Genomic DNA, 21,796 nt, shown 5'->3' with positions numbered 1-21,796 from the left:
TTACTCGTAGCGGAGCCCGTCGACCGGAGAGAGCCTCGAGGCGGCGCGGGCCGGGTAGATGGTGGCGATGGTGCAGATGAGCATCGACGCGACCGCGACCATCGCGTAGTCGGAGAGGTTCACGTTCACGGGCAACCGGTCGATGTAATAGACGTCCGGATCGAGCCGGACACCGAACCAGTACAGGCCCGTGCAGACCGCGAGCGCGGTGCCGACACCGTAGATCGTGCCGATGGCGCCGATGATCACGCCCTCGAGCATGAACACGCGCATCACCGCATTGTCCGAGGCGCCCAGCGCCTTCAGGACGGCGATCTCCTTGCCCTTCTCGGTCACCATGAGGAGCAGCGTGCAGACGATACAGAAGCTCGCGACCGCGATGGCGATGGACAGGATGATGAACGTCGCGATCTTCTCCAGCTTGAGCGCGCTGAAGAGGTTCTTGTTCATCTCCATCCAGTCGCGGACGCGGAGCTGCGGCGGCGGCTTGCCGCCCTCCGGCGCCTCGTCGAGCGCGGCGCTCGCGGCGACGGCCGCCTCCACGGCCGGGCGGACCTCCTGCACCCGCTCGGGATCCGGGACCCGGATGTCGATATGGGTGATCTTGTCGTCGAGGCTGAAGAACTTCTGCGCCTCTTCCATCAAGACGTACGCGTGCGTGACGTCGTACTCGTACATGCCGCTATAGAAAATCGCCGCCACGCGGAACTTGCGGGAGCGCGGCATCACGCCGGTGGGACCGAGCTCGCCCATCGGCGACAGGAGGGTCACCTCGTCCCCGACGAGCACGTGCAGCGATTTCGCGAGCTCGCGGCCGATGATGACGCCCGGGTAAACGCGCGTCTGCTGCTTCAGGTAGTCGCGCACCGACGGGTCGACGTCCGTTGGCTGGCGGAAGTCCGGCCCCTTGAAGTACGGCTCCCCGCCCGGACCTCGACCGATGACCTCCTCGGGAGGCAGGCTCGTCAGCCTCTCGGGCTCGCGCAGGTAGTCGAAGCTGCCGACCTCGATGTTCTTGGCGAGGTCGATGACCTGCCCGATGGTGTCCGGATCGATGCCGCGGACGAGCGCGCCCGCGGTGTTCGAGGCGCTGGAGCCCATCGCCTCGCCGGCCGCGACCGGGGTCGCGGCGCCTCCGTAGGGCGCGAGCGCGACGCGCACCTGGGTGAGCTTGTCGTCCCAGTTGCCGAAGCCGCCAGGGCGGGAGGCGTCGACGACCATGTGCGCGTTGTTGCCGAGGATCTTGCGCTTCAGGTCGGCGCCGAAGCCGCCCATGATGCTCGTCACCGAGCACAGGGCGCACGAGCTGACGGCGACGCCGGCCATCGACAGGACCGAGATGACCGTGAGAAAGCCGCTCTTCGAGGCGCGCACGTGGCGCGCGGCCACGTGGGGCACGAAGCTCCGGCGCTCGAGCGCGTCGAGGGCGATCGGCAGGAGCGCCGACAGCACGAAGAACAGGAAGACGACGCTCGAGACGAGCGCGGTGAAACGGATGATCTGATCCGTGGAATTGAACGACGCGCCCTTCCCGACGGGCATCCTGGCCGTGAGCGTCGCGGTGACACCGAACGCCACGCCGACGATCGCGCCCCACCACCAGCCGAGCGCGCGATAGAGCCCCTTGCGGACAGGGCGGCTCCCGGCGACCAGGTAGCCCGTGCCCGCGCCGAGCAGGACGCCTCCAAGAATCCACCTGAAGGTCGGGTGGATGGGCAGGACCGCGACCCAGAGGACGACGATCGCGAGCGCGGCGAGCAGGGATACCAGGCCGAGCACGCGGAGGCCCACGCGGGCCTTGGACCCCCACCTGCCGGAGAGCCACCGGGCGTTGTCCGCGGTCATTCTGGCCCGGAACAGCCGAAGGGCACCCCCTACGACCAGCGAGGCGACGAGCTGGGCGATCAACTCGGTATTGCTGGAGAAGAACGCGCCGATGAGCGCGAGGCCCTTCGCGCGCCCGCTGGACGCGATGAGCGTGAGCGCGAGCAGGCTGGCGCCCGTGAGCGCGACCACGACCCCGCCGCGCACGACGCCGGGGCGCCGCGGCTCCAGCTCGCCCTTCTTGTCGAAGCGGGTGTAGCCCCGCCAGGCGAGCAGGACGATGCCCAGAGCGACGGCGGCGAGGAGCGCAGCCTGCAACGACCTGGAGAGCTCGATCACGCGTCGGTCTCGGGACGGAGGAGCGGGAACAGGATGACGTCGCGGATGGAGGTCGCGCCGGTGAGGAGCATCGTCAGGCGATCGACCCCCATGCCGAAGCCCGCCGTCGGCGGGAGGCCGTGCTCCAGGGCGCGGACGTAGTCGGCGTCGTAATCCATCGTCTCCTCCTCGCCCCGCGACTTCTTCTCGACCTGCGCGCGGAAGCGCGCGTCCTGGTCCTCGGGGTCGTTGAGCTCGCTGAAGGCGTTGCAGAGCTCACGGCCGTCGATGAAGAGCTCGAAGCGGTCGACCAGCGAAGGATCGCTGTCCTTCTTGCGCGCGAGCGGGGAGACCTCGAAGGGATAGTCGATGATGAAGACAGGGACGCTCTTGTCGCCCGACTCCGTGCGGTAGTCCCTCGTGAGGAACGGCTCGACCACGTACTCGTAGGCGCAGAAGACGAGCTCACCGGGCGACTCGCACTTCTTCGCGCCGGCGCGGAAGTTCGTCCAGTCGATCTCGCGCCCGGCCGCCTTCGCCGCCTTCGCCCACTCCTTGATCGGGGCGTCGTCCGCGGCGACGCGCTGCGGGACGTCGGCCGGCAGGCCCGACTTCGCCAGGGCGCGGGCGATCCCCTCGGCCATGGGGACACGCTCGAAGCGCTCGAGCGAGTACGTGCGCTGCGCGGCCCAGGTCGCGTGCTCGGCCGGGAGCCGCTGGGCGAGGCGGGCGTCGACGTGGCGGAGCATCGCCTCGGTCGCGTCCATCAGCGTCTCGTACGTCGCGTACGCCTGGTAGTACTCGAGCATCGTGAACTCGGGGTTGTGCCGCGTCGACAGCCCCTCGTTCCGGTAGCAGCGCGCGATCTCGTAGACGCGCTCGAAGCCGCCGACCACGAGCCGCTTCAGGAAGAGCTCCGGCGCGATGCGCATGAAGAGCCCGAGGTCGAGCGCGTTGTGGTGGGTCTTGAACGGCTTCGCAGCCGCGCCGCCGACGAGCGTGTGCATCGTCGGGGTCTCGACCTCGAGGAAGCCGCGCGCGTCGAGGAACTCGCGCAGCGCGGCGACGATCGCCGTGCGGGCGCGGAAGACCCCCGCGACGTGCGGGTTGGCCACGAGATCGACGTACCGCATGCGGTAGCGCGACTCGACGTCCTTGAAGCTCGTCTTGGTCGGCAGCGGGCGGTAAGCCTTCGTGAGCAGCCGGAGGCGCTCGGCGCGGATCGAGAGCTCGCCCTTCTGCGTCGCCATCGCGACGCCCCGGGCCTCGACGAAGTCGCCGAGATCGATGTCCTCCAGCCGCTCGAAATCGGCGAGGCTCCCCTGCTCGCAGTAGAGCTGGAGCTCGCCGGTGCGGTCGCGCAGCCGGACGAAGGTGACGCCGCCGAACGAGCGCACGAAGAGGACCCGACCCGCGACGCGGAACGGGACCGGCTCGACGCGCGCTGGATCGTAGCGATCTGCCGCGGCGGCGCCGGGCCGCTCGGGCGCCGCGCCCTCGGGCCTGGGCTCGGCCGCGGCCCGCGCCCCGTCGAAGCGGGCGCGGACGGCCGCGAGCTCGACAAGCGGCTCGCCCTCCGTGACGTCGTTGGCGAACGGGTTGTCGCCGCGGGCGCGGAGGCGCGCCGCCTTCGCCTTGCGGGTGGCGATCAGCGTCTCTTCGGCGCGCGCGGCCTCGGCGGCCTCCTTCACGAGCCGCTCGGTCTTCTTGTCGTTCGGTCTGTCTTTTTGCTGGCTCACGGAGCGTCGTCCTCCGCGACGGAGCCGCCCTTCCTGAGCGAACCGCCGGCCGCGGCGAGCAAGTAGGCCTCGATGAAGCCCTCGAGATCGCCGTCGAGGACGGCGTCCACGTCGGTGGCCTCGGTGGAGGTGCGCACGTCCTTGACGAGCCGGTAGGGCGCGAGGACGTAGTTCCTGATCTGGCTGCCGAAGTTGATGGCGCTCTTCGCGGCGTTGTAGGCCTGGACCTCGGCGTCCCGCTTCTGGAGCTCCATCTCGTACAGCTTCGCCTTGAGGACCTTCATCGCCATCGCGCGGTTCTGGTGCTGGCTGCGCTCGGCGCGGCACACGATGTTGAGGCCTGTCGGGAGGTGCCGCAGGCGAACGGCGGTCTCGACCTTGTTCACGTTCTGCCCGCCCTTGCCGCCGGCGCGCATCGTCGTGATCTCGATGTCCTTCTCGTTGACCTGGATGTTGATCTCGTCGTCGCTGTCCGGGGTGACCTCAACGGCGGCGAACGCGGTCTGGCGCGTGTGATCGGCGTTGAACGGGCTCATCCGGACCAGGCGGTGGACCCCGGCCTCGGAGCGCAGATAGCCGTACGCGGCGTCGCCGCTCACCGTGAGGGTGACGGCGTCGATGCCGGCCTCATCGCCGTCCTGGTAGTCGATGATCTCCGTCTTGTACCCGCGGCGCTCGCAGAAGCGCAGGTACATGCGGAGGAGCATGGACGCCCAGTCCTTCGCGTCGGTGCCGCCGGCGCCCGGGTGGATGCTGACGATGGCGTTGCCGCGGTCGGCGGGGCCAGACAGCATGCGATCGAGCTCGACCTTGCGCAGGCGCCCGGCGATGGCGTCGGCCTGCGCGTCGGCGTCGGCGATGACGCCCTCGTCGCCCTCGGCAGCGCCGAGCTCGAGGTACTCCGCGAGATCCTCGATCTCGCGGCCGAGCCGCTGCGCCACCTCGAGCTTCGACTCGACCTGGGCGCGCTTGCGGAGGACAGCTTGGGCCTTTTCCTGATCGTTCCAGAACCCCGACGACAGCGTCGTCTGGGTCAGGTCCTGGAGCATCCGTTCGAGCTTGGGGACGTCAAAGATGCCCCCTTAGCGCCTCAAAGCGCCTTTTGATGTCCAGGACTTTCTCGCGGGTCTCGGAGAGCATGGCCGGGGATCTATTCGATCTGGGCGGCGATCGCCAGGAGAGACGCCAGGCGAGACCGCCGCGCGCGGGCGGACCGATGCGGCTCCACGCCGGGCCCACGTCGGGCGCGCCGGCGACGCGCTCTCCAACGCGGCGCGCGGGCGGGAGAGGGTGCGGCGGATGACCCGGCGCCGCGGATTCCTTGGCCGTGGACCGCGTCACGACCGCCGGACGCCCCGAGGCCGCGCGAGCTCCGCTCTTCCCGGCCAGCGCGACAAGGCGCCTCAACCAGGAGTCGGCGCAGGGACGGATTGCCGGACGGCGCGGCGGATCCCGGACCAGAGCCGCTGAGCCCTCCGCGCTCGCCTTGGGTTCCGCAGGGCATCCCTGAGGGCCCGGAGGGAGACCGCAGGAGGCGGCGCCTTGCTGCTCAGCGCGGCGTCGAGGTAGCGGCCCAGGAACTCCGTCAAGGCGATGGCGGTGACCGCATTGGAGAAGAGACCGGCGACCGGGACGAGGCCGAGCGTGAAGTTGGCGAAGAGCCTTACGGCCGCTCCGCCCCAGATGATCTTGCTCACCTGCAGCCACGGAGCCCTGCGGAGCGGCACGCCCCGGCGCCGGGTCAGCGACACGGAGAAGGAGTAATGAATGGGAACCACGATCAACTCATCTGCGCCAGGAATGGGCTGAGTGACGAAGCTGATCACTGCAGCGATGGCAGAATACTTGTTGGTCAGCCGGCGGATCGTCGGTTCCATGGGTCGTATATACGGCGTGGAGCCGGCCGCCGGGAGGCCGAGACAAGCATGTTGACGAGGGTGCGGCGCGCGCAGCCGAGGGCGGATCACGCTCGGCCTGGACGAAGCATGAGAGTCTCCGCGCTCGTCGGTGTCCTTCGGGCCCTGGAGATCGTTGCGGATATAGAGAGAGCTAGATGTTCAAAGCACGTTGGAGCGACCCGCGGATTGGACTCCGAGCCTGGGAAAGACCATTTCCCGCGCATCCGCGCTCCACACCTCCGCGGCGCTCGCGAGGCGCCGGCGCTACGGATCGAGCCCTTCCCTGCATGCGACCCGGAGCTCACCGAGCGCGGCGACGAGCGCTCCCCGCTCGCCCTGCCATGCCGGCGACGGGTCCTCGGCGTCACGCCGGCGGAGGTGCTCGCGGGCCTCGTCCCAGAGCGGACGCGGCGGCACGAGCGGCGGCACCCGCGCGCGCACGGCGTCCGTCAGGCGCAGCACGCGCTCGACGCGGGACAGCGCCTCGCCGAGCGGCACCTCGCCCGCCTTGCAGCGCCGGAGCAGGCCGCACTCGTAGCTGCTGCACACGGAGAAGCGCATCTCGTAGACGGTGCACTTCCGGTCGAGATGGCAGGGGCACGGCAGGCTGAAGGCGTCGTGGTACTGATTGCAAGCGAGCGGCAGGCGCAGCTTCTCGGCCCGCGGGAGCTCGTGCTCCTCGAGCGGCGCGACGTCGAAGAGCAGCCCCGTGCAGCAGAGGCCGCACGCGGTGCAGAGGTCCGAGCCATCCGGCCGAGCCGCAGGAGCTTCGTTCGCTGGGAGAGCGCTCACCCGCGTCGATTGGCACGCGCGTGGCCGCGCGTCGAGGCGCGAAGCGGGCGGGCGACGCGCGCGTGTCTGACGAGCGCTCAGTGCGCGGCGTCGTCGAGCACGATCTCGCGCAGGTGGTCGAGCCCGACGGACCCGGAGCCGATGACCCTGGCGTGAAATGCTTTCAGATCGAAGGCGTCGCCCTGGCGGCGCCGCAGCGTGTCGCGCAGCTCCAGGACGACGCGCTCGCCGACCTTGTAGGAGATCGCCTGCCCCGGCCAGCCCAGATAGCGCGTCGCCTCGCTGTGCGCGTGATCCGGCGGGAGGAAGGCCCGCCGGTGGAGGTACTCGACGGCGATCTCGTAGCGCCAGGGCTCCCCGGCGTGGAGCGGCGCGTCCCTGGGGATCGGCAGCTCCAGGTGCATGCCGATGTCGAGGACGACGCGGTAGGCGCGCGTCAGCTTGCCCGAGAGCATCCCGAGCACGTAATCGGGGCGCTCGAAATAGCCGAGCTCGTACATGAGCTGCTCGGCGTAGAGGGCCCACCCCTCGGCGTGGCCGGAGTTCGTCACCAGGAAGCGGTGGAGTCGGCTCAGCCGGTCATCGAGGTGCACCTGGAGCGCGCACTGCAGGTGATGGCCAGGAAAGCCCTCGTGGTACGCCGTGGTGATCTCCTCGTAGAGCGGGAACGCCTGCTTCGTGCCGGGCGCGTACCAGACGGTGCCGGGCCGCTTGAAGCCGTCGCTCGGGGGCACGTAGTAGGCGCCGAGCGCGCCGCCCGGCGGAGCGAGCTTCACCTCGATGTGGCGGATGGGCGCCGGGATGTCGAAGTGCACGCCGTCGAGCTCGGCGAGCGCCTTTCGCTGGCGTTCTGACATGATGCGGAGGAACTCGTCGGCGCCTTGCGCGCTCCGGGTGGGGTCGGTCACGAGCAGATCGATCACCTCGGGCAGCGACGCGCCGGGGAGGATCTCGGCGGCGAGGCGCGCCATCTGGGCCTCGATGGCGTGCACCTCGGACCACCCCCAGGCGTAGGTCTCGATCGGGTCGATGCTCGCGCCGAGGAAGCGGCGCGAGAGGCGCAGGTAGCGCTCCTCTCCCACGGCGTCTGCGGCGCGCGCGCTCGGCAGGTACGTCTGCTCCAGGTAGCCGGCGAACTCGCCGAACGCGGCGCGCGCCCGCTCGACGCCGTCGGCGACGCGTGCGCGGCTGGCGGCGACGCGCGCGCGACCGGCGCCCGCGCCGCAACCCGACGCCTCGTAAGCGGCCGGCAGGGTGAGGAAGAACGACGCGTCGCCCGCCTGGTAGCGCGCCTGCTCGATCACGGCGAACACCTGGCGACGCGCGACGACCTGGCCCGTCCGGCGCCCCTCCTCGAGCGACGCGCGGTAGCTGTCGCACGCGCGCGGCAGGCTCTCCAGGCGCGACGCGATGGCCTCCCAGCCGGCAGCGCTGCGGACATCCATGAGGTCGAAGACCATCCGGAGGTGCTGGAACGCCGACTCGATGTTGTTGAGATCGCGCAGGTGCTCGCCGTGACGGAAATCGTCGAGCCGCTCGTCCAGGTGATCCGCCATGACACGGCGTGCGAGGCGACCCCACCGCGCCTCCGCCCCGGGGCGCGGCGGCGGCAGCGAGCGGAGCCGCTCCTGGAAGGACGCGACCGTGGTGGCCCAGGACGCGGCGCCGCTCGGGCTCCAGTCGTTCCAGGCGCCTTCGTCGCAGGGGATGCCCGCGAGTGTGGCATGGGCAGGGCAGCGGGCAGCGAAGGCTTCGACGAACTCGTCGCTGAGGGCGAAGATCGGATCGCGCGCGTCGTGGTCTTGGCTCACTGCGACAGCATATGCGGCGACGACCGGATTTTCTCCGGGCGCGCGAGACGATCCGTCGGGTCTTCGTTACGCTTGCTGGAGGGAGGTCGCTCACGCGGCGGCCTCGGGGAGCGACATGAACCACCGCAGCCTGCCAGGCGAGCTCCATGACGACGACCGGCGCTCCTGCGCCGCTCCTCCATCGCGCCCCCGACCCCCGCAGCGGCCCGTCTGGCCGCGCGCCTCGGCGCTCGTCGCTGCAGCGGCGATCGCGGCGCTCGGCTGCGCCTCGAGCTCGGCAAGCCAGCCGGCGATCTCCGCGTCACAGCCCGCGGCGATGACGCCAGCGCAGATCGCGGCGCGCGCCATGCCAGCGGTCGTCACGATCCGCGGCGACGGCTCGCTCGGGGCGGGCTTCCTCGTCCGCGAAGACGGCTGGATCGCGACGAATTTCCACGTCGTCGCCGGGATGCCGGACCTCAAGGTCGTCCTCTCGGATCAGAGCGAGCACCCGGTGCTCGAGGTGCTCGCGTTCGACGAGGCTCGGGATCTCGCGATCGTCCGGATCCACGCGCCGCGGAGGCTCCCGCTGCTCTCCCTCGGCAACAGCGGCGCGGTCCGTCCCGGCGATCCGGTCGTCGCGATCGGCCATCCGCTCGGCCTCGCGGACACCGTGTCGAACGGCCTCGTGAGCGCGGTCCGCGTCGTGGATCCGGAGCTGACGCTGCTGCAGATCTCCGCGCCGATCGCGCCAGGCTCCTCGGGCGGCCCGCTGTTCAACGAGCACGGCGAGGTGATCGGCGTCGCCGCGGCGGTCTCGACGCAGGGGCAGAACCTCAACTTCGGCGTGCCCGCCGACTACCTCAAGCGGCTGCTCGTGCGCCCCGATCCCGTCCCGCTCTCGACGTTCGCGGCCGAGACGGCCGACGAGGAGGAAGGGCTGCCGGCGGTCAAGCGAGCGGTGCCCCACCACGCGCTCGCGATCCTCCGCGGCTGCACCGAGGGTGATCTGCTCGTGCTGGCGCGCACGATGGACGGCGCGATCCAGGTCGGCTCGCCCCTCTACAACCAGGGGGATTTCGCGTCCTGCTATCACATCTACGCGGGCGCCTCGCTCGACATGGAGCGCCGGCTCGGCTCCACGTGCAGGGGCCCCAAGAACGCGCTCGCCGAGGGCCGGCGCAAGGCCGCCGGGCTCGACGACGAGGCCGCCCAGGCCTGGGCGATGCGCGATGCGTTCGACGGGTTGCTTGAGGTGATCCTGCGCAAGGTCCACGGCGAGGCACAGTGAGCGGCGCCTCGCCGCGGTAGCAAAGGGGGCCGGGCGCGGCGCGCCGCGGCCCCGGAGCGCTGCCGGGGTACTGCTAGTCGAGCTGCGCCGGCGCCGGCCGGCCCGCGTCGTGCACGACGGCGCGCGCCGCGGCGCCGCGGTGCCCTGCCGCGACAACCCCATCCCCCGCCGGAGCGACGCCGTCCTCCCCCGCCCCGCGCGGCTCGCGCGGCTCGCCCTGATCGTCGCTGCCCCGCATGAAGGGCAGGATCCGCTTGAGCCACGACGAGACGTCGTCGAACAGCGAGTAGGCGACCGGGGTCGCGAGCAGCGTCAGGAGGAGCGCCAGCGTCTGCCCGCCGATGATCACGAAGCCGGTCGCGCGGTTCGTGCCCGAGCCGGCGCCGCTCGAGACGACGAGCGGGATCATGCCGGCGACGAACGCGAGCGTTGTCATCAGGATCGGCCGGAGCCTGTCGCGGTTCGCCTCCAGGATGGCCTGCGCCCGCGGCAAGCCGTGCTCGCGCAGCTTGATCGTGTGATCGATCTGGAGGATCGAGTTCTTCTTCACGACGCCGAACAGCACGACGATGCCGAGCAGCGAGAAGATGTTGAGCGACTGCCGGAAGATGATGACCGCGATGAACGCGAACGGCACCGTCAGCGGCAACGACAGGAGGATCGTGATCGGGTGCAGCCACGACTCGAACTGCGCCGCGAGCACGAGGTACATGAAGACCAGCGACAGGAGGAGGGCGACGAGGAAGCTCTTCATCATCTTGACGAGCTCCTTCGACGCGCCGACGGGGCCAGCGGAGTAGCCGGACGCGAGGTTCATCTGCGACACGGCCTTGTCGAGCTCCTGGATGACCGTCTGCTGCGAGTACCCCGCCTCGAGGTTGGCGGTCAGCATGACCTGCCGCTGCCGGTTGTACCGCTCGATGCGCGACGGGCCCGTCCCCTCGGAGAACGACACCACGTTGTCGAGCGTCACGGCGCCGAGCTTGGTCGACGGCACCGTGATCTTCGCGAGGCCCTCCTTGTCGGAGCGGAAGCTCGGCAGCGCGCGCGCGCGCACCTCGTACTGCTCCCCGCCTTCGTTGTAGGTCGACACCTTGTACCCGCCGACCAGGAGCCGCAGGGTGCTGGCCACGTCGCCGACCTGAACGCCGAGATCGGCGGCCTTCTTGCGGTCGATGACCACGCGCATCTCCGGCTTGCCCACGAGCAGCGACGTGTCCGGATCGACGACGCCCGGGATCGCCTTGAGCTTCTGCAGCAGCGCGTCGGAGTAGTGGCCGATCTTCTGGAGGTCAGGGCCCTGCACCTGGTACGCGATCTGGGTGCTCTGACCGCCGGAGAAGGCGGGCACGACGCCGATGTTCGCCCGGAGCTTCTCCGCGTCGAACTGCGGCTTGAGCTCTCGCCGGGCGCGATCGATGAGGTCCTGCTGCGACAGCGCGCGCTGATCCGCCGGCTTGAGCTTCACGTAGATGGTGGCGAGGTTCGGCGTCTTCTGCGGATCGTCGCCGATCGTCGTCAGCGTGTAGGACACGCCGGGGAGCTTCTCGATGTCCGACGCGATCCGCGTGGCGATGACGCGCGTCCCGTCGAGGCTCACGCCCTCGGGCGCGCGCATGCTGACCTGGAACTGCGACTCGTCCTCGACCGGGAGGAAGTTGAACTTGGCCATCTTCCCCAGCACCGGGATCGAGAACAGCGCCAGGAGCGACGCGAGCACGATCACCCAGCGGTGCGCCATCGACCAGCGGAGGAGCGCCATGTAGCCGCGCTCGATCGGCCCGTAGAAGCGCGACTCCTTGGAGCTGGCGGCGTCGTGCTTCTCCGGCTTCTTCAGCCATCGCGCCGACAGCATGGGCGTCAGCGTGAAGCTCACGATCAGCGAGACCAGGATCGAGAACGCCATGGTGAGGCCGAACGAGTTCAGGAAGCGGCCGACGATGCCGCTCATGAACGCGACCGGGAGGAACACGGCGATCAGCGAGAGCGTTGTCGCGAGGACCGCGGGTCCGATCTCCTTCGTGCCCTGGAGCGCCGCCTCCCACGGGCTCGCGCCCTTCTCCTCGATCCAGCGGTAGCAGTTCTCGAGGACGACGATCGCGTCGTCGATCACGATGCCGACCGCCAGCGTCAGCGCGAGGAGCGTGATCCCGTTGAGCGTGAAGCCCGCCACCTTCATCAGGGCGAACGTGGAGATGATGCTCGTCGGGATGGCGATCGCCGAGATCATCGTGCTGCGGGCGTTCGCGAGGAAGAGCGCGACGATGATCGCGGCGAGCAGCGCGCCGAGCACGAGGTGCTCCTTGACGGCGTGGACAGAGTTCTTGATGAACTCCGACTGATCGCGGGCGACGGCGATGCTGTACCCCTCGGGGAGGCGCTTCTCCACCTCGCTGATCCGCGCCTTCAGCCCGTCGATGACCTCGACGGTGTTCGTCCCGCTCTGCTTGCGGATGCTGAGGAGCACGGCGGGATCGAGGCCGCGGAAGCCGGCGGACTCCGGCTCCGCCATGCCGTCCTGGACCTCCGCGACGTCGCCGAGCCGGACGGCGTAGCCGTCGCGGTTCGCGAGCACGATGTCCGCCATCTGCTGGACCGACTGGACGCGGCCGCGCGTCCGCAGGGTGAGCGCCCTGCCCCCTTGCTCGATCCGGCCGGCCGGGATCTCGACGTTCTGGCTCGCCAGCGCCTGGGCCACCACGCCGCCGGTCAGGGCGTACTTCTCGAGCTTCTCCGGATCGATCCAGATGTTGATCTGCCGGCTCCGGCCGCCGATGAGCAGCACCTGTCCGACACCGGCGAGCGACTCCAGCTCGCGCCGGAGCGTCTTGTCGGCGAACTCCGTCACCGCGCGGACGTCCGCCTTCGGAGACGAGACGGCGAGCGTGAGGATCGGCGCGGCGTCCGGATCCAGCTTGCCGACCACCGGAGGATCGATCCCTTCCGGCAGATCCGCGAGGATGCCTTCGACCTTGTCGCGCACCTCCTGCGCGGCGACGTCGACGTCCTTCTCGAGCTGGAAGGAGATCATGACCTGGCTGAGCCCCTCGACCGAGGCGGAGCGCAGCTCATCGATGCCGCTGATCGTGTTGACCGCCGACTCGATCTTGTCGGAGATCTCCGTCTCCACCTCCTCGGGCGCGGCGCCGGGGAGGACGGTCGTCACGACGATGAACGGGAACTCGACCTTGGGGAACCGGTCCACGCCGAGACCGAAGTAGGAGAACGCCCCGAGCACCGTGAGGAGCAGGACGATCACCGAGGCAAAAACCGGCCTACGGATGCAGATTGCCGCGAGCCATTGCATGGTCGCTACCTTTCTTCAGTAATGAGGCGCGCGGTGCGCTCGGCTCACTGCGCCGCCGCGACCTCGATGCCGTCCGCCAGCTCGCTCACCTTGTCGATCGCGATTTCATCCCCCTCGGCGAGGGGACCGACGACCTCGACGAGGCCTTCGATCTTGCGGCCGGGCTTGACGAGCCGCTCCGTCACGCGATCGCCCGACTTCACGAACACACGTGCGCTCGTCCCGGAGGTGCCGACCGCCGACTCGGGGACGAGGATCGCCGTTCTTGACTCACCGGTCAGCGTCAGCTGACCCTGCGCGAAGAGGCCGGGGCGGAGCTTGCCCTCGCTGTTGTCGAACTCGGCCTCCACGGGCAGGGTGCGCGACGAGGCCTTCAGGCTGGCGCCGATCCGCTTCACGACGCCGGGGAACAGGCGATCGGGGAAGGAGGCGACCGAGACGCTGACCGGCTTGCCCACCTCGATGTTCGCGATGTCCGCCTCGGGCACGTCGATCCGCAGCCGCAGCGGGTTGTCGCGGACCACGACCGCCACGACGCGGCCCGGGCTGGCGTACTCGCCGACGCTGATCCGCTTCTCGGCGATCGCGCCGTCGAAGGGCGCCCGCACCGTCGTGTCGAGCACCGCCTTCGAGGCGAGCCCCGCCTGCGCCTGCGCGGACGTGAGCGCCGCGACGGTCGCGCGGATGCCGTTGACCGCGGCCTCGTACTGAGCGGTCGCGTTCTGGGCCTGCGTGCGCGCCGCGTCCCAGGTCGACTGGGGGACGGCGCCCTGGTCGTAGAGCTGCTTCACGCGCTCGGCCTCGGACTTCGCGAGCTCCATGCTCTGCTTCGCGGCCCGGACCTCCGGCACCTGGTCGGGATCGATCCCCTTCGGCGACGCGCCGTCCTGCAGCGCGAGCTTGGCCCGCGCCTGCGCGACGGCCGCGGACGCGGCCTGGGACTGGAGCGCGACGTTGCGCGCGTCGAGCACGACGAGCGGATCGCCCTTCTTGACCCGGGAGCCCACGTCGATCGCGACGCTCACGACCAGGCCGCCGACCTGCGTCGCCGCCTCGCTCGTCTCGTCGGCGACCAGGGTGCCGCTGATGTCGAGCGTCTGCGCGAGCGGGCGCGCGGTCACCTTACCGAAGTGCACCGCGGGCTTCTGGCGTGGCGCGGCGGTGTCGCGCGCCGGCGACGGCTGCGCGTCCGCCTCGGGGCGGCGACAGCCGATCACCGTGGGCACCGCGAGCGCAGCGAGCAGCGCCGCGACGACGGCGGCGCGGGAGTGATTCGATGCGGCGCTACGAGCGCCGAGAGCCCATCGAGCGATATGGCGCTCGGGTCCGCAAGGAGGATGTGTCATGGGGAGTCCGCCCGGTTCTTTGCCAGCGCCTGCCGGTGCGGTCCAGGAGCAAAGCTGGCGGGCAACACACTAGGGTGCTGACCGGCCGGTCATCAAGGGGGTGTTCCGGACAAGGTCTCCGTCCCTCTCGCACTTCATGCCGCCATGGCCGCGAAAAACGTGCTGAGAGATGTGCGCCGGGTCGCGCCGCCGGCGGCCGGCGACGAAATAGGCGGGTGAATCGCGGGTCACCCTCCCGAAAAGAGGCGCAGAGGGCCCGGCTGCGGGGCGCACACGCCCTCCCACGGAGATCCTGCGAGATACCGTCGCAGAATATTTTAACACAATTTAATTCTTCTTTACCGGAAAGAGATCTGCCCCTGCAGCGTGGGAGATCCGGAGGTGAGCGGCGCAGAGGAACGCTGGCTCAGCGCCACGGGTCGAAGGCGCCTCGGAGCGCCGGGCCCGAGAGCTCGGCGAGGAAAGGGTCGAGCGCGCAAAGCGCGTCGAGCCACGCCACGTCGGAGGGCGAGGCCGTGGGCTGCTGGGCCAGGCGCGCGAGGCGGCGGGCGCGGGTCGCGTGGGCATGGGCGCGCGCCTCGGCATAGGAAGCCATCTCCCCCGCTGACATCATGAAGGCCCAGTCGCTCGATTGAAGGAGGAGGAGCTCGCGGATCGCCTGGTCCAGCGCGCGACCGGGCAGGCCGTCCGCGTGGCGGCAACGCGAGAGCGCGCCCAGCACGGCGCGCTCGGCGTGGTGCGCGTGGCGCCACAGGAAGGACGCGCTCGGGCCCGTCCAGAATGCGCCGAACCCGCCTTCGCCCCACGTCGAGGCGGCAGGCTCCACGACCTCGACGGGCGGATGGCGCTCCAGGTACGCGCCGAGCGCGATCGGAACGGCGCGATCCGAGGCCGCGAGGCGGCGCAGGGCGTGCTCGAGGAACTCGGGCCCTTCGAGCCACCAGTGGCCGAAGAGCTCGGCGTCGTACGGGGCCACCAGGATGGGCGGGGCGTTCACGCCGCGGAGCGACGCGAGCGCGGCCTCGCGGCGGGCCACGAAGTCCGCGGCGTGCGCGCGCGCCTGCGCGGAGGCGCGGGCAGGGTCGTACGGGGCCTTGTCGGGGCCGGGCCCGGTCACGCGATGGAGCTTGAGGCCGGTCATGAGCCGGGTGCCGTCGGGACCGACCTCACCTTCGAGCTCGCGCTCGGGCAGGTCGAGCCCGACGTCGCGGTAGAACTCGCGGTAAACCGGGTGACCCGGATAGCCGGCGTCGCGCGACCAGACCTCGCGCGCGCTGTCACGATCGCGCCCGAAGCACGCGAGGCCGGCAGGCGAGAGCACCGGGACGGACGCGCCGGCGGATGCAGGCGGCGCGGCGAGCGTGAGCGCGTGGGCGTCGAGCACGGTGAAGCGGACGCCCGCCGCCGCGAGATCGGCGTCGAGGCCGGGCGCGTAAGCGCACTCGGGCAGCCAGAGGCCGCGGGGCTCGGGCGAGCCGGTGAAGGCCGCGAAGGCGCGGCGGCCGAGCCGTAGCTGCGCCCGGATCGACGCCGGCGTGGCGAGCAGCCCGGGCAGGTACGCGTGCGTCGCGGCCGTGGTGAGGAGCTCGACGCGGCCCGCTCCGGCGTGGCGCACGAGGGCGCCCGGGACATCGCCGCCCAGCGCCTCCCAGGAGCTCGCCGCGTCCGCGAGCCGCGCGCGGTAGAACGCGGCGGCCTCGGCGAAGCCGCTCCCGGCGAAGCGGGCCTCGACCCGGGCCGCCAGCGCGGTGAGCCGGCGGAGGTGGTCCTCGAACCGGCGAAGGAGCAGCTCGTCGCGCAGCATCGCGAGGAGCGACGGCGAGACGGAGAGGGTCAGCGGGGCGACGACGCGATCGGCGGCGAGGCGATCGAGGACGCCGAGCAGGGGGAGATAACACTCCCAGAGCGCCTCGAAGAACCAGCGCTCCTCCAGAGAGCGCACGTGCTCGGGGTGACGCACGTACGGCAGGTGAGCGTGGAGGACGAGGGCGACGTAGCCCGGCATGGAGCGCTGGGCGGCGGAAAAACGCCGGTGGGCTGTCGTCTCGCACGGTCACGCCCGCGCGGGAAGCGCGCGGCGAACACGCTCTCACAGACGACGCGCGAGGCGCAGGCCGACGGGCCCCCTCTGGACGCGCCGGCGCACAGAGCGCTGGCGATCACATCGCCAGGTGACCGTTCATCCCGGCGTGGTACAGAGAGCCCTGATCGTGCACTGAAGAGGCCGCGGGTGCCTCCTCCGGCTCGGACGCCTGCGCTTCCGGTGCAGGTGCCTGCGCTTCCGGCTCGGACGTCTGCGCCTTGCGGGGCTTGAGAACGCTGCGCGTACCAGGCCCCGGGACGAGCTTGCGGATCGACCGGTTCTTGCGGCGCGCCTCTGCGAAGCTGCGCATCGCAACAGCCATCTCCCGCAGGAGCCGCCCCTGGGCGCGCACCAGCGCGGCCGGGTCGCGCTTCGCCGCGCCATCCGCCTCGCCCTCGCCCTGCGCGTCACCGTCGTTCGCGGCCTCGGCGCCCTCGCTCGCGGCCTCGGCGCCCTCGGCGCCATTGCTCGTGGCCAGGGCGACGTCGCTGGCGGCACGTTCCAGCTCATCAGCAGATCGCCAAGCAGTCTGCGCGTGGGCGTCGGTGAGACCAGCCGCCGCGACGAGCGCGCGATCCACATCGCCTGCCCGGCCCAGCCAGTCCTGCGCGAGGAGCGAGAGGGCGCGCAGCGACGCCGCGAGATCGCGGTCGTCGGAGACCGTCCCCTGCGCCCGCTCGAGCGCCTCGACCTCGGCTTCTACCCCGCCGGCCAGCTCGGCGAGCATGCCGAGGAGGTATTCGCGCGTCTCGAGCGACGCCGCGCGCGCATGCTCTCCGAGGCAGCGCGCAGCGCCGGGGGAGCCCTGCGCGCTCTTGTACAGGGCGCGCTCCTTCGCGAGCGCGAGGAGGCACTCCAGCAGCCAGGTGAACCGATCTTCCGAGTACCGCAGCCCCTCGTGGGGCCCCTCAAGCGTCTTCTGGATCCGCGCCGCCCACTCGAGCCCCTCGCGGAACACCTGTCCGCTCTTCGCCCGGCCGCCGAGCTCATCGCATTGCGCATCCGAGAACCGGCTCCGGAACGCGGCCCGCTGCACGTCCGTCAGCGGCCACCTGGGGCGCAGCATCCGCTCGACCTGAGCGATCTCACGCCACCGCGCCGCTTCGCCTGCGCCGTAACGCTCCGTCCGCTTCGCCTTGACCGTCTGGGCGCTCGATATTGCCTTCGCCATGCGATCTTTGAATCTCATTCAATCGAAATACAGTTTCTCCAGGCAATCGTCACAGAAATTCCACACTAAAAATGTTCTGGACGTGAGAGCCTCTTACCAGGTTATCTGTCTCAACCTTTCTTGAGCTCCGCACCAAGGTCCGCCCCGATGCGCTCTGTTTCGCGCACGTTTCTGGGCCACGACAGGCGCCTTTCTGCCCTTCGCAACCGGGAGCCGTCGGGCTCGGCAAGGAGCGCCCGAAGCCACAGCGCATCGCCGTCTCGCACCGCATAAGCGGCCACCGGCGTCCGGCAGCTGCCTTCCACAGCGGCCATCACGGCGCGCTCCGCGGAGACGCAGATCGTGGTCTCGGCGTCCGCGAGCGTCGCCAGGACGTCGCGCACGCTGGCGTCCGCCGTGCGGCACTCGATGCCGAGCGCGCCCTGTCCGATCGCCGGCAACGACACCTCGGGCGACAGCACCTCCGTGGCGCGGCCTTCGAGGCCGAGCCGCTTCAGGCCGGCGAGCGCCAGCACCACGGCGTCGAACCCGCCGTCGAACACCTTGCGGAGCCGCGTGTCGACGTTGCCACGGACCGGCTCGATCACGAGATCCGGGCGCGCCTCGCGCAGCGCGACCGCCCGGCGGAGGCTCGAGGTCCCGACCCGGGCGCCCGCCGGCAGCTCCGCGAGCAAGGCGCCGCTCCGGGTGACGAGCGCGTCGCGAGGGTCCTCCCGCGCGGGGATGCAGGCGAGGCACAGCGCGGGGGCGATCTCGGCGGGGACGTCCTTGATCGAGTGGACCGCGAAGTCGGCGCGCCGGTCGAGGAGCGCCTCTTCGAGCTCCTTGATGAACAGCCCTTTGCCGCCGATGTCCTGGAGCGAGCGATCCTGTGTCTTGTCGCCCGAGGTCACCACCTCGAGCTCGCGCAGGGAGAGATCGGGCACCGCCGCTTCGAGGGAACGGGCGAAGGCGCGGGACTGGGCGAGGGCGAGCGCCGAGCGGCGCGTGGCGAGGGTGAGCTCCGTGGGCATCACGCTCCCTTTAGCCCAGCTGCGCTCACGGCCGCGGCTGGATTCGCGACGGCCATGACGCTCGCCTCGGCGGGCTGGGGGCGCCCGCCGGGCTGCCGCGTGTAAACGCCGTTGTCCTCTGCAGCCTGGGGGCGCGGATCGGCGTGCCGGGGCGAGGCACCGCCCCGAGCGCCGGAGGCGGGAGGCGCTGCTCCGCGCGCGGACCGAGGCGTGGGAGGCCCGTCCACCGCGCCGCGCAGCTCCCCCTCGGCGAGCGCCGAGGCAGCGGCGTTTTCGACCGGCGCGCCGTCGATGTCGAACAGCTCCCGGAGCGAGTCGACGTGCTCGGCGACGCGGGGATCGCTGGCCATCGCGCGGAGTCGCGTGGTGGGCACGTGGAGCAGCTTGTTCGTGGCGGCGTCGATCATCATCGCGAGGGCCTGGCGCTCGACCGCGCCGAGGTGCCGGAGCTTGCCAGAGAGGCTGCGCTCGACCTCGGCCGCGAGGATGGATCGCGTGCGGGCCCGCAAGCCCACGATCGTGGGGGTCAGGGCGCGCTCGAGCGTCCACGCCTCGAAGGCCTGCGCCTCGTCCGCGACGATCGCCTCGGCGCGCGCCGCCTCGGCGGCGCGCCCCTCGACGGACTGCGCCACGATCTGCGAGAGGTCGTCGACATCATAGAGGTACACGCTGTCGAGCTTGTTGACGGCGGGGTCGATGTCACGCGGGACCGCGATGTCGATGAGAAACAGGCTCCTGCCCTTCCTGGCCTTGCGGGCTCGGCGGACGAGGTCGGGCGTGACCACGTAATTGGGGCTCGAGGTCGACGAGATCACGATGTCGGCGTCGATGACGGAGCGCTCGAGGTCGGCCCAGGGGCGAGGCTCGCCGCCGACCTCGCGGGCGAGCGCGGCGGCGCGGTCCGGGCTCCGGTTGACCACGATGAGGCGGGCGCCGGCGCGGACGAGGAGCTTCGAGGCGGCCTCGGCCATGTCGCCGGCGCCGATGAGCAGCGCCGTGTGACCGGCGAGATCGGCGAAGATCTGGCGGGCGAGATCGATGGCGACGCTGGAGACCGAGACCTGCCCGGCGCCGATCGCCGTCTCCGTGCGCACGCGCTTGCCGACCTTGATGGCGCGGTGGGCCGCGCGGCCGAGCCTTGCGCCGAGGGTCTTCGCTCCGCGGGCCACCTCGATGGCATCCTTCATCTGCCCGAGGATCTGCGGCTCGCCGACGACCATCGAGTCGAGCGACGCGGCGACGCGGAAGAGGTGGAGGACGGCATCGCTCCCGACACGGCCTGCGAGGTGGCCCCGGACGGCGTCTCCGCCGAGGCCGACGAGGGTCGCGACGGCGGCGCGCAGCGCCTCGTTGTCGCGCGAGAGATCCTCGTCGGACGGCGGCGGAACGCTCCCGGGGCGGGACGGCGCGGGCGCCTGCTGCCGGGGTGAGGCGTAGATCTCGACGCGGTTGCAGGTGGAGAGGAGGAGCGCCTCGCCGATGGCGGGGTGAGCCGTGAGGCGCGCGAGCACCTCGGGCAGCCGATCCCGCCCGATCGCGAGACGCTCGCGCACCTCGATGGGCGCGGTCTTGTGGGAGAGCCCGACGAAGATCACCTGCGCTAGCCTCCGAGCCCCGAGGCGGGACGGATGAGATAGATGATGAGCACCGCTCCGGCGCAGGCGAGCCCCGCGATGGTGCCATACGCCGCGCGACGGCCGCGCCAGCCAGCGGCGGCGCGCAGGAGCAGGACGAGCGCGATGAGGAGCCATGTGGCGTAGCCGAAGATGGCGCGCATCACCTCCTCGGCGTTGCCCATCTCGAGCCGGTGCGCCCAGTACGTCCCCGTGACGATGCCGAGCGTCAGCAAGGGGAAGCCGGCGCTCAGGAAGCGATGGATGGCGCGGTCGAGCGTGTCGAGCGGCGGGAGGTTGCCCATGCGCTCGAGGTGCCGCTTCTGCTTGAGCCGCTTCTCCTGGACGAGGTAGAGCGCGGCAGAGGCGCCGGCGAGCAGAAAGAGGGCGATCCCGAGCAGGTTCGCCATGACATGCGCCGCGATGAACAGCGGGCTGAGCTTCGGCTCGGGGTGCGGCTTTCCGAGGAAGAACGTGCCGAGCAGGAAGGCGAGCCCGAGCGGCCCGATGAGGAGCCCGAGCGCGTCGATGCGGAAGCGATGACGGGCGACGAGGTAAACGGCGATCGCGAGGAGGGACGCGACCGAGAGCATGAAATGAACAGAGTGCACCGGGCAGACCCGCGCGACGAAGCTGGCGAGCGTGACGTAGGTCGCGTGCCCGAGGGCGCCCAGGCCGAGCAGCAGGGGCGCGTGCCGAGAGGCGGAGGCGGCGACCGCAGCGCTCGGCCGGGCGCCGGGGTCGTGGACGCGCGCCCCCGCGCCGAAGAGGCCTGCGAGGTCGCCCGCGGAGGGGAGCCGCGCGCGGCTGCGGGCGACGTCGAGGAAGAAGAGCGCGCTGGCAGCGCTGTAGAACAGCAGGGCGAGCGCGAAGCTGATCCCGGAGATGACCTCGGGCATGGCCCCGTTATAGCCTGCCTCACCGGGGATGGCCCGCCGGCCGCAGAGGCTCGAGCGTACTCTCGTAGGCCCAGGCCTGACAGCGCGGAAGTGCCGGGAAGGCGGGCGCGAGAGACCGTATTGACAGCGGGTCGCCACCGCGCGGGCGCGGCGCGCCGGCGGAGGCGCCGAAGCAACCGGGCGCGGCGCCGGAGCAACCGGGCGCGAAGCCGGAGCAACCGGACGCGGCGCCGGAGCAACCGGGCGCGGCGCCGCTACATCTTGCTTGTGAGGAACGCGGCCAGGAGCTCTTCGTCGCTCGTCGGGCTGCTGGACGCGGTCCCCGCCGGCGCGGCCTTGCGGTGCTCGGCGAACGTGCCCACCGGGGCGCCGATGAACCCCGGGATCACGTCGTAGGCGTTGTCGCCGATGATCATGGACCCTTCGAGGATCTCCGCCCCGAGCTCCCGGAGGAACGCGCGCGTCTTGACCCTGCCGAGGACCTCGTGGATGTCCGCGGAGCCTGTCACCTCGCGGAGCACGCGGATCGCCTCGATGATCTTGTAGCGGCGACCCTCGGTCTTGATCAGAAGCTCGTCGTTGTTCAGATCGACGCGGTCGCTCGCGATCCAGTCGTCGAGCGCGGCCTGCGGAAAGAACACGCGGTTCTTCATCGCACGCAGTCTACTCAAAAATGAGGCGGAGCGGTTGGGCCGCGATGCCGGCGGCCAGG

The 21,796-nt window shown here is 70.9% G+C and carries 16 protein-coding genes; 1 reads left to right on the top strand and 15 read right to left on the bottom strand.

The annotated features are described in order from the left end of the window. The 7 genes from WME79_RS08975 to WME79_RS08945 form a co-directional block, all read right to left on the bottom strand. The gene (locus WME79_RS08975; RefSeq protein WP_437534216.1) at window positions 1–2,163 is read right to left on the bottom strand and encodes an FtsX-like permease family protein; all 2,163 of its coding nucleotides are present in this window, start codon (window positions 2,161–2,163) and stop codon (window positions 1–3) included. Then, entirely contained in the window at window positions 2,160–3,881 is a 1,722-nt protein-coding gene (lysS, locus tag WME79_RS08970; protein WP_437534215.1) for a lysine--tRNA ligase, read from the bottom strand. Before lysS ends, WME79_RS08975 begins: the two co-directional genes overlap by 4 nt. After that, a protein-coding gene (gene prfB / locus WME79_RS08965; RefSeq protein ID WP_437534213.1) for a peptide chain release factor 2 occupies window positions 3,878–5,021 on the bottom strand; the annotation gives its coding sequence in 2 pieces (ribosomal slippage) (window positions 3,878–4,951 and window positions 4,953–5,021; 1,143 coding nt in all). Before prfB ends, lysS begins: the two co-directional genes overlap by 4 nt. A gap of 263 nt (window positions 5,022–5,284) precedes the next feature. After that, entirely contained in the window at window positions 5,285–5,659 is a 375-nt protein-coding gene (locus WME79_RS08960) for a hypothetical protein (RefSeq protein WP_437534212.1), read from the bottom strand. 384 nt (window positions 5,660–6,043) lie between these two features. Next, window positions 6,044–6,571 carry a hypothetical protein gene (locus WME79_RS08955; protein ID WP_437534210.1) on the bottom strand — a complete coding sequence of 176 codons (528 nt, stop codon included), beginning with the start codon at window positions 6,569–6,571 and terminating at the stop codon, window positions 6,044–6,046. Between the two features lie 77 nt (window positions 6,572–6,648). Beyond that, window positions 6,649–8,382 (bottom strand): DUF885 domain-containing protein, encoded by a 1,734-nt coding sequence (locus tag WME79_RS08950; protein WP_437534209.1) that lies wholly within the window; start codon window positions 8,380–8,382, stop codon window positions 6,649–6,651. Between the two features lie 90 nt (window positions 8,383–8,472). Next, on the bottom strand, window positions 8,473–8,730 hold the full coding sequence (locus tag WME79_RS08945; protein WP_437534208.1) for a hypothetical protein: 258 nt from the start codon (window positions 8,728–8,730) through the stop codon (window positions 8,473–8,475). Here WME79_RS08945 and WME79_RS08940 point away from each other — a divergent pair. Then, window positions 8,729–9,652 (top strand): S1C family serine protease, encoded by a 924-nt coding sequence (locus WME79_RS08940; protein WP_437534206.1) that lies wholly within the window; start codon window positions 8,729–8,731, stop codon window positions 9,650–9,652. The two genes, WME79_RS08945 and WME79_RS08940, sit on opposite strands and share 2 nt — an antisense overlap. A gap of 73 nt (window positions 9,653–9,725) precedes the next feature. Here the strand turns inward: WME79_RS08940 and WME79_RS08935 are convergent, their stop codons facing one another. The 8 genes from WME79_RS08935 to WME79_RS08900 all read right to left on the bottom strand — a co-directional run bounded on the left by WME79_RS08935 (window position 9,726) and on the right by WME79_RS08900 (window position 21,737). Continuing rightward, window positions 9,726–12,959 carry an efflux RND transporter permease subunit gene (locus WME79_RS08935; RefSeq protein WP_437534205.1) on the bottom strand — a complete coding sequence of 1,078 codons (3,234 nt, stop codon included), beginning with the start codon at window positions 12,957–12,959 and terminating at the stop codon, window positions 9,726–9,728. Between the two features lie 44 nt (window positions 12,960–13,003). Then, the gene (locus WME79_RS08930) at window positions 13,004–14,305 is read right to left on the bottom strand and encodes an efflux RND transporter periplasmic adaptor subunit (RefSeq protein ID WP_437534203.1); all 1,302 of its coding nucleotides are present in this window, start codon (window positions 14,303–14,305) and stop codon (window positions 13,004–13,006) included. A gap of 406 nt (window positions 14,306–14,711) precedes the next feature. Continuing rightward, window positions 14,712–16,310, bottom strand: a complete 1,599-nt coding sequence (locus WME79_RS08925) for a glycoside hydrolase family 57 protein (protein WP_437534202.1) — start codon at window positions 16,308–16,310, stop codon at window positions 14,712–14,714. Window positions 16,311–16,464: 154 nt separating this feature from the next. Then, the gene (locus WME79_RS08920) at window positions 16,465–17,559 is read right to left on the bottom strand and encodes a hypothetical protein (protein ID WP_437534201.1); all 1,095 of its coding nucleotides are present in this window, start codon (window positions 17,557–17,559) and stop codon (window positions 16,465–16,467) included. Between the two features lie 110 nt (window positions 17,560–17,669). Next, the gene (hemC, locus tag WME79_RS08915; RefSeq protein ID WP_437534200.1) at window positions 17,670–18,575 is read right to left on the bottom strand and encodes a hydroxymethylbilane synthase; all 906 of its coding nucleotides are present in this window, start codon (window positions 18,573–18,575) and stop codon (window positions 17,670–17,672) included. Continuing rightward, window positions 18,572–20,167 (bottom strand): glutamyl-tRNA reductase, encoded by a 1,596-nt coding sequence (hemA, locus tag WME79_RS08910; protein ID WP_437534199.1) that lies wholly within the window; start codon window positions 20,165–20,167, stop codon window positions 18,572–18,574. Before hemA ends, hemC begins: the two co-directional genes overlap by 4 nt. A 5-nt stretch (window positions 20,168–20,172) precedes the next feature. Then, complete coding sequence (locus tag WME79_RS08905; protein WP_437534198.1) at window positions 20,173–21,084, bottom strand: cytochrome C assembly family protein; 912 nt, start codon at window positions 21,082–21,084, stop codon at window positions 20,173–20,175. 254 nt (window positions 21,085–21,338) lie between these two features. Next, window positions 21,339–21,737, bottom strand: coding sequence for a hypothetical protein (locus tag WME79_RS08900; RefSeq protein ID WP_437534196.1), 399 nt, complete (start codon window positions 21,735–21,737; stop codon window positions 21,339–21,341). Window positions 21,738–21,796 lie beyond the last annotated feature (59 nt).

Source organism: Sorangium sp. So ce726 (genome assembly GCF_051521405.1).
Taxonomy (GTDB): domain Bacteria; phylum Myxococcota_A; class Polyangia; order Polyangiales; family Polyangiaceae; genus Sorangium.
Note: the sequence above shows the minus strand (reverse complement) of the source record. Positions and strands in the feature narration are given on the sequence as shown.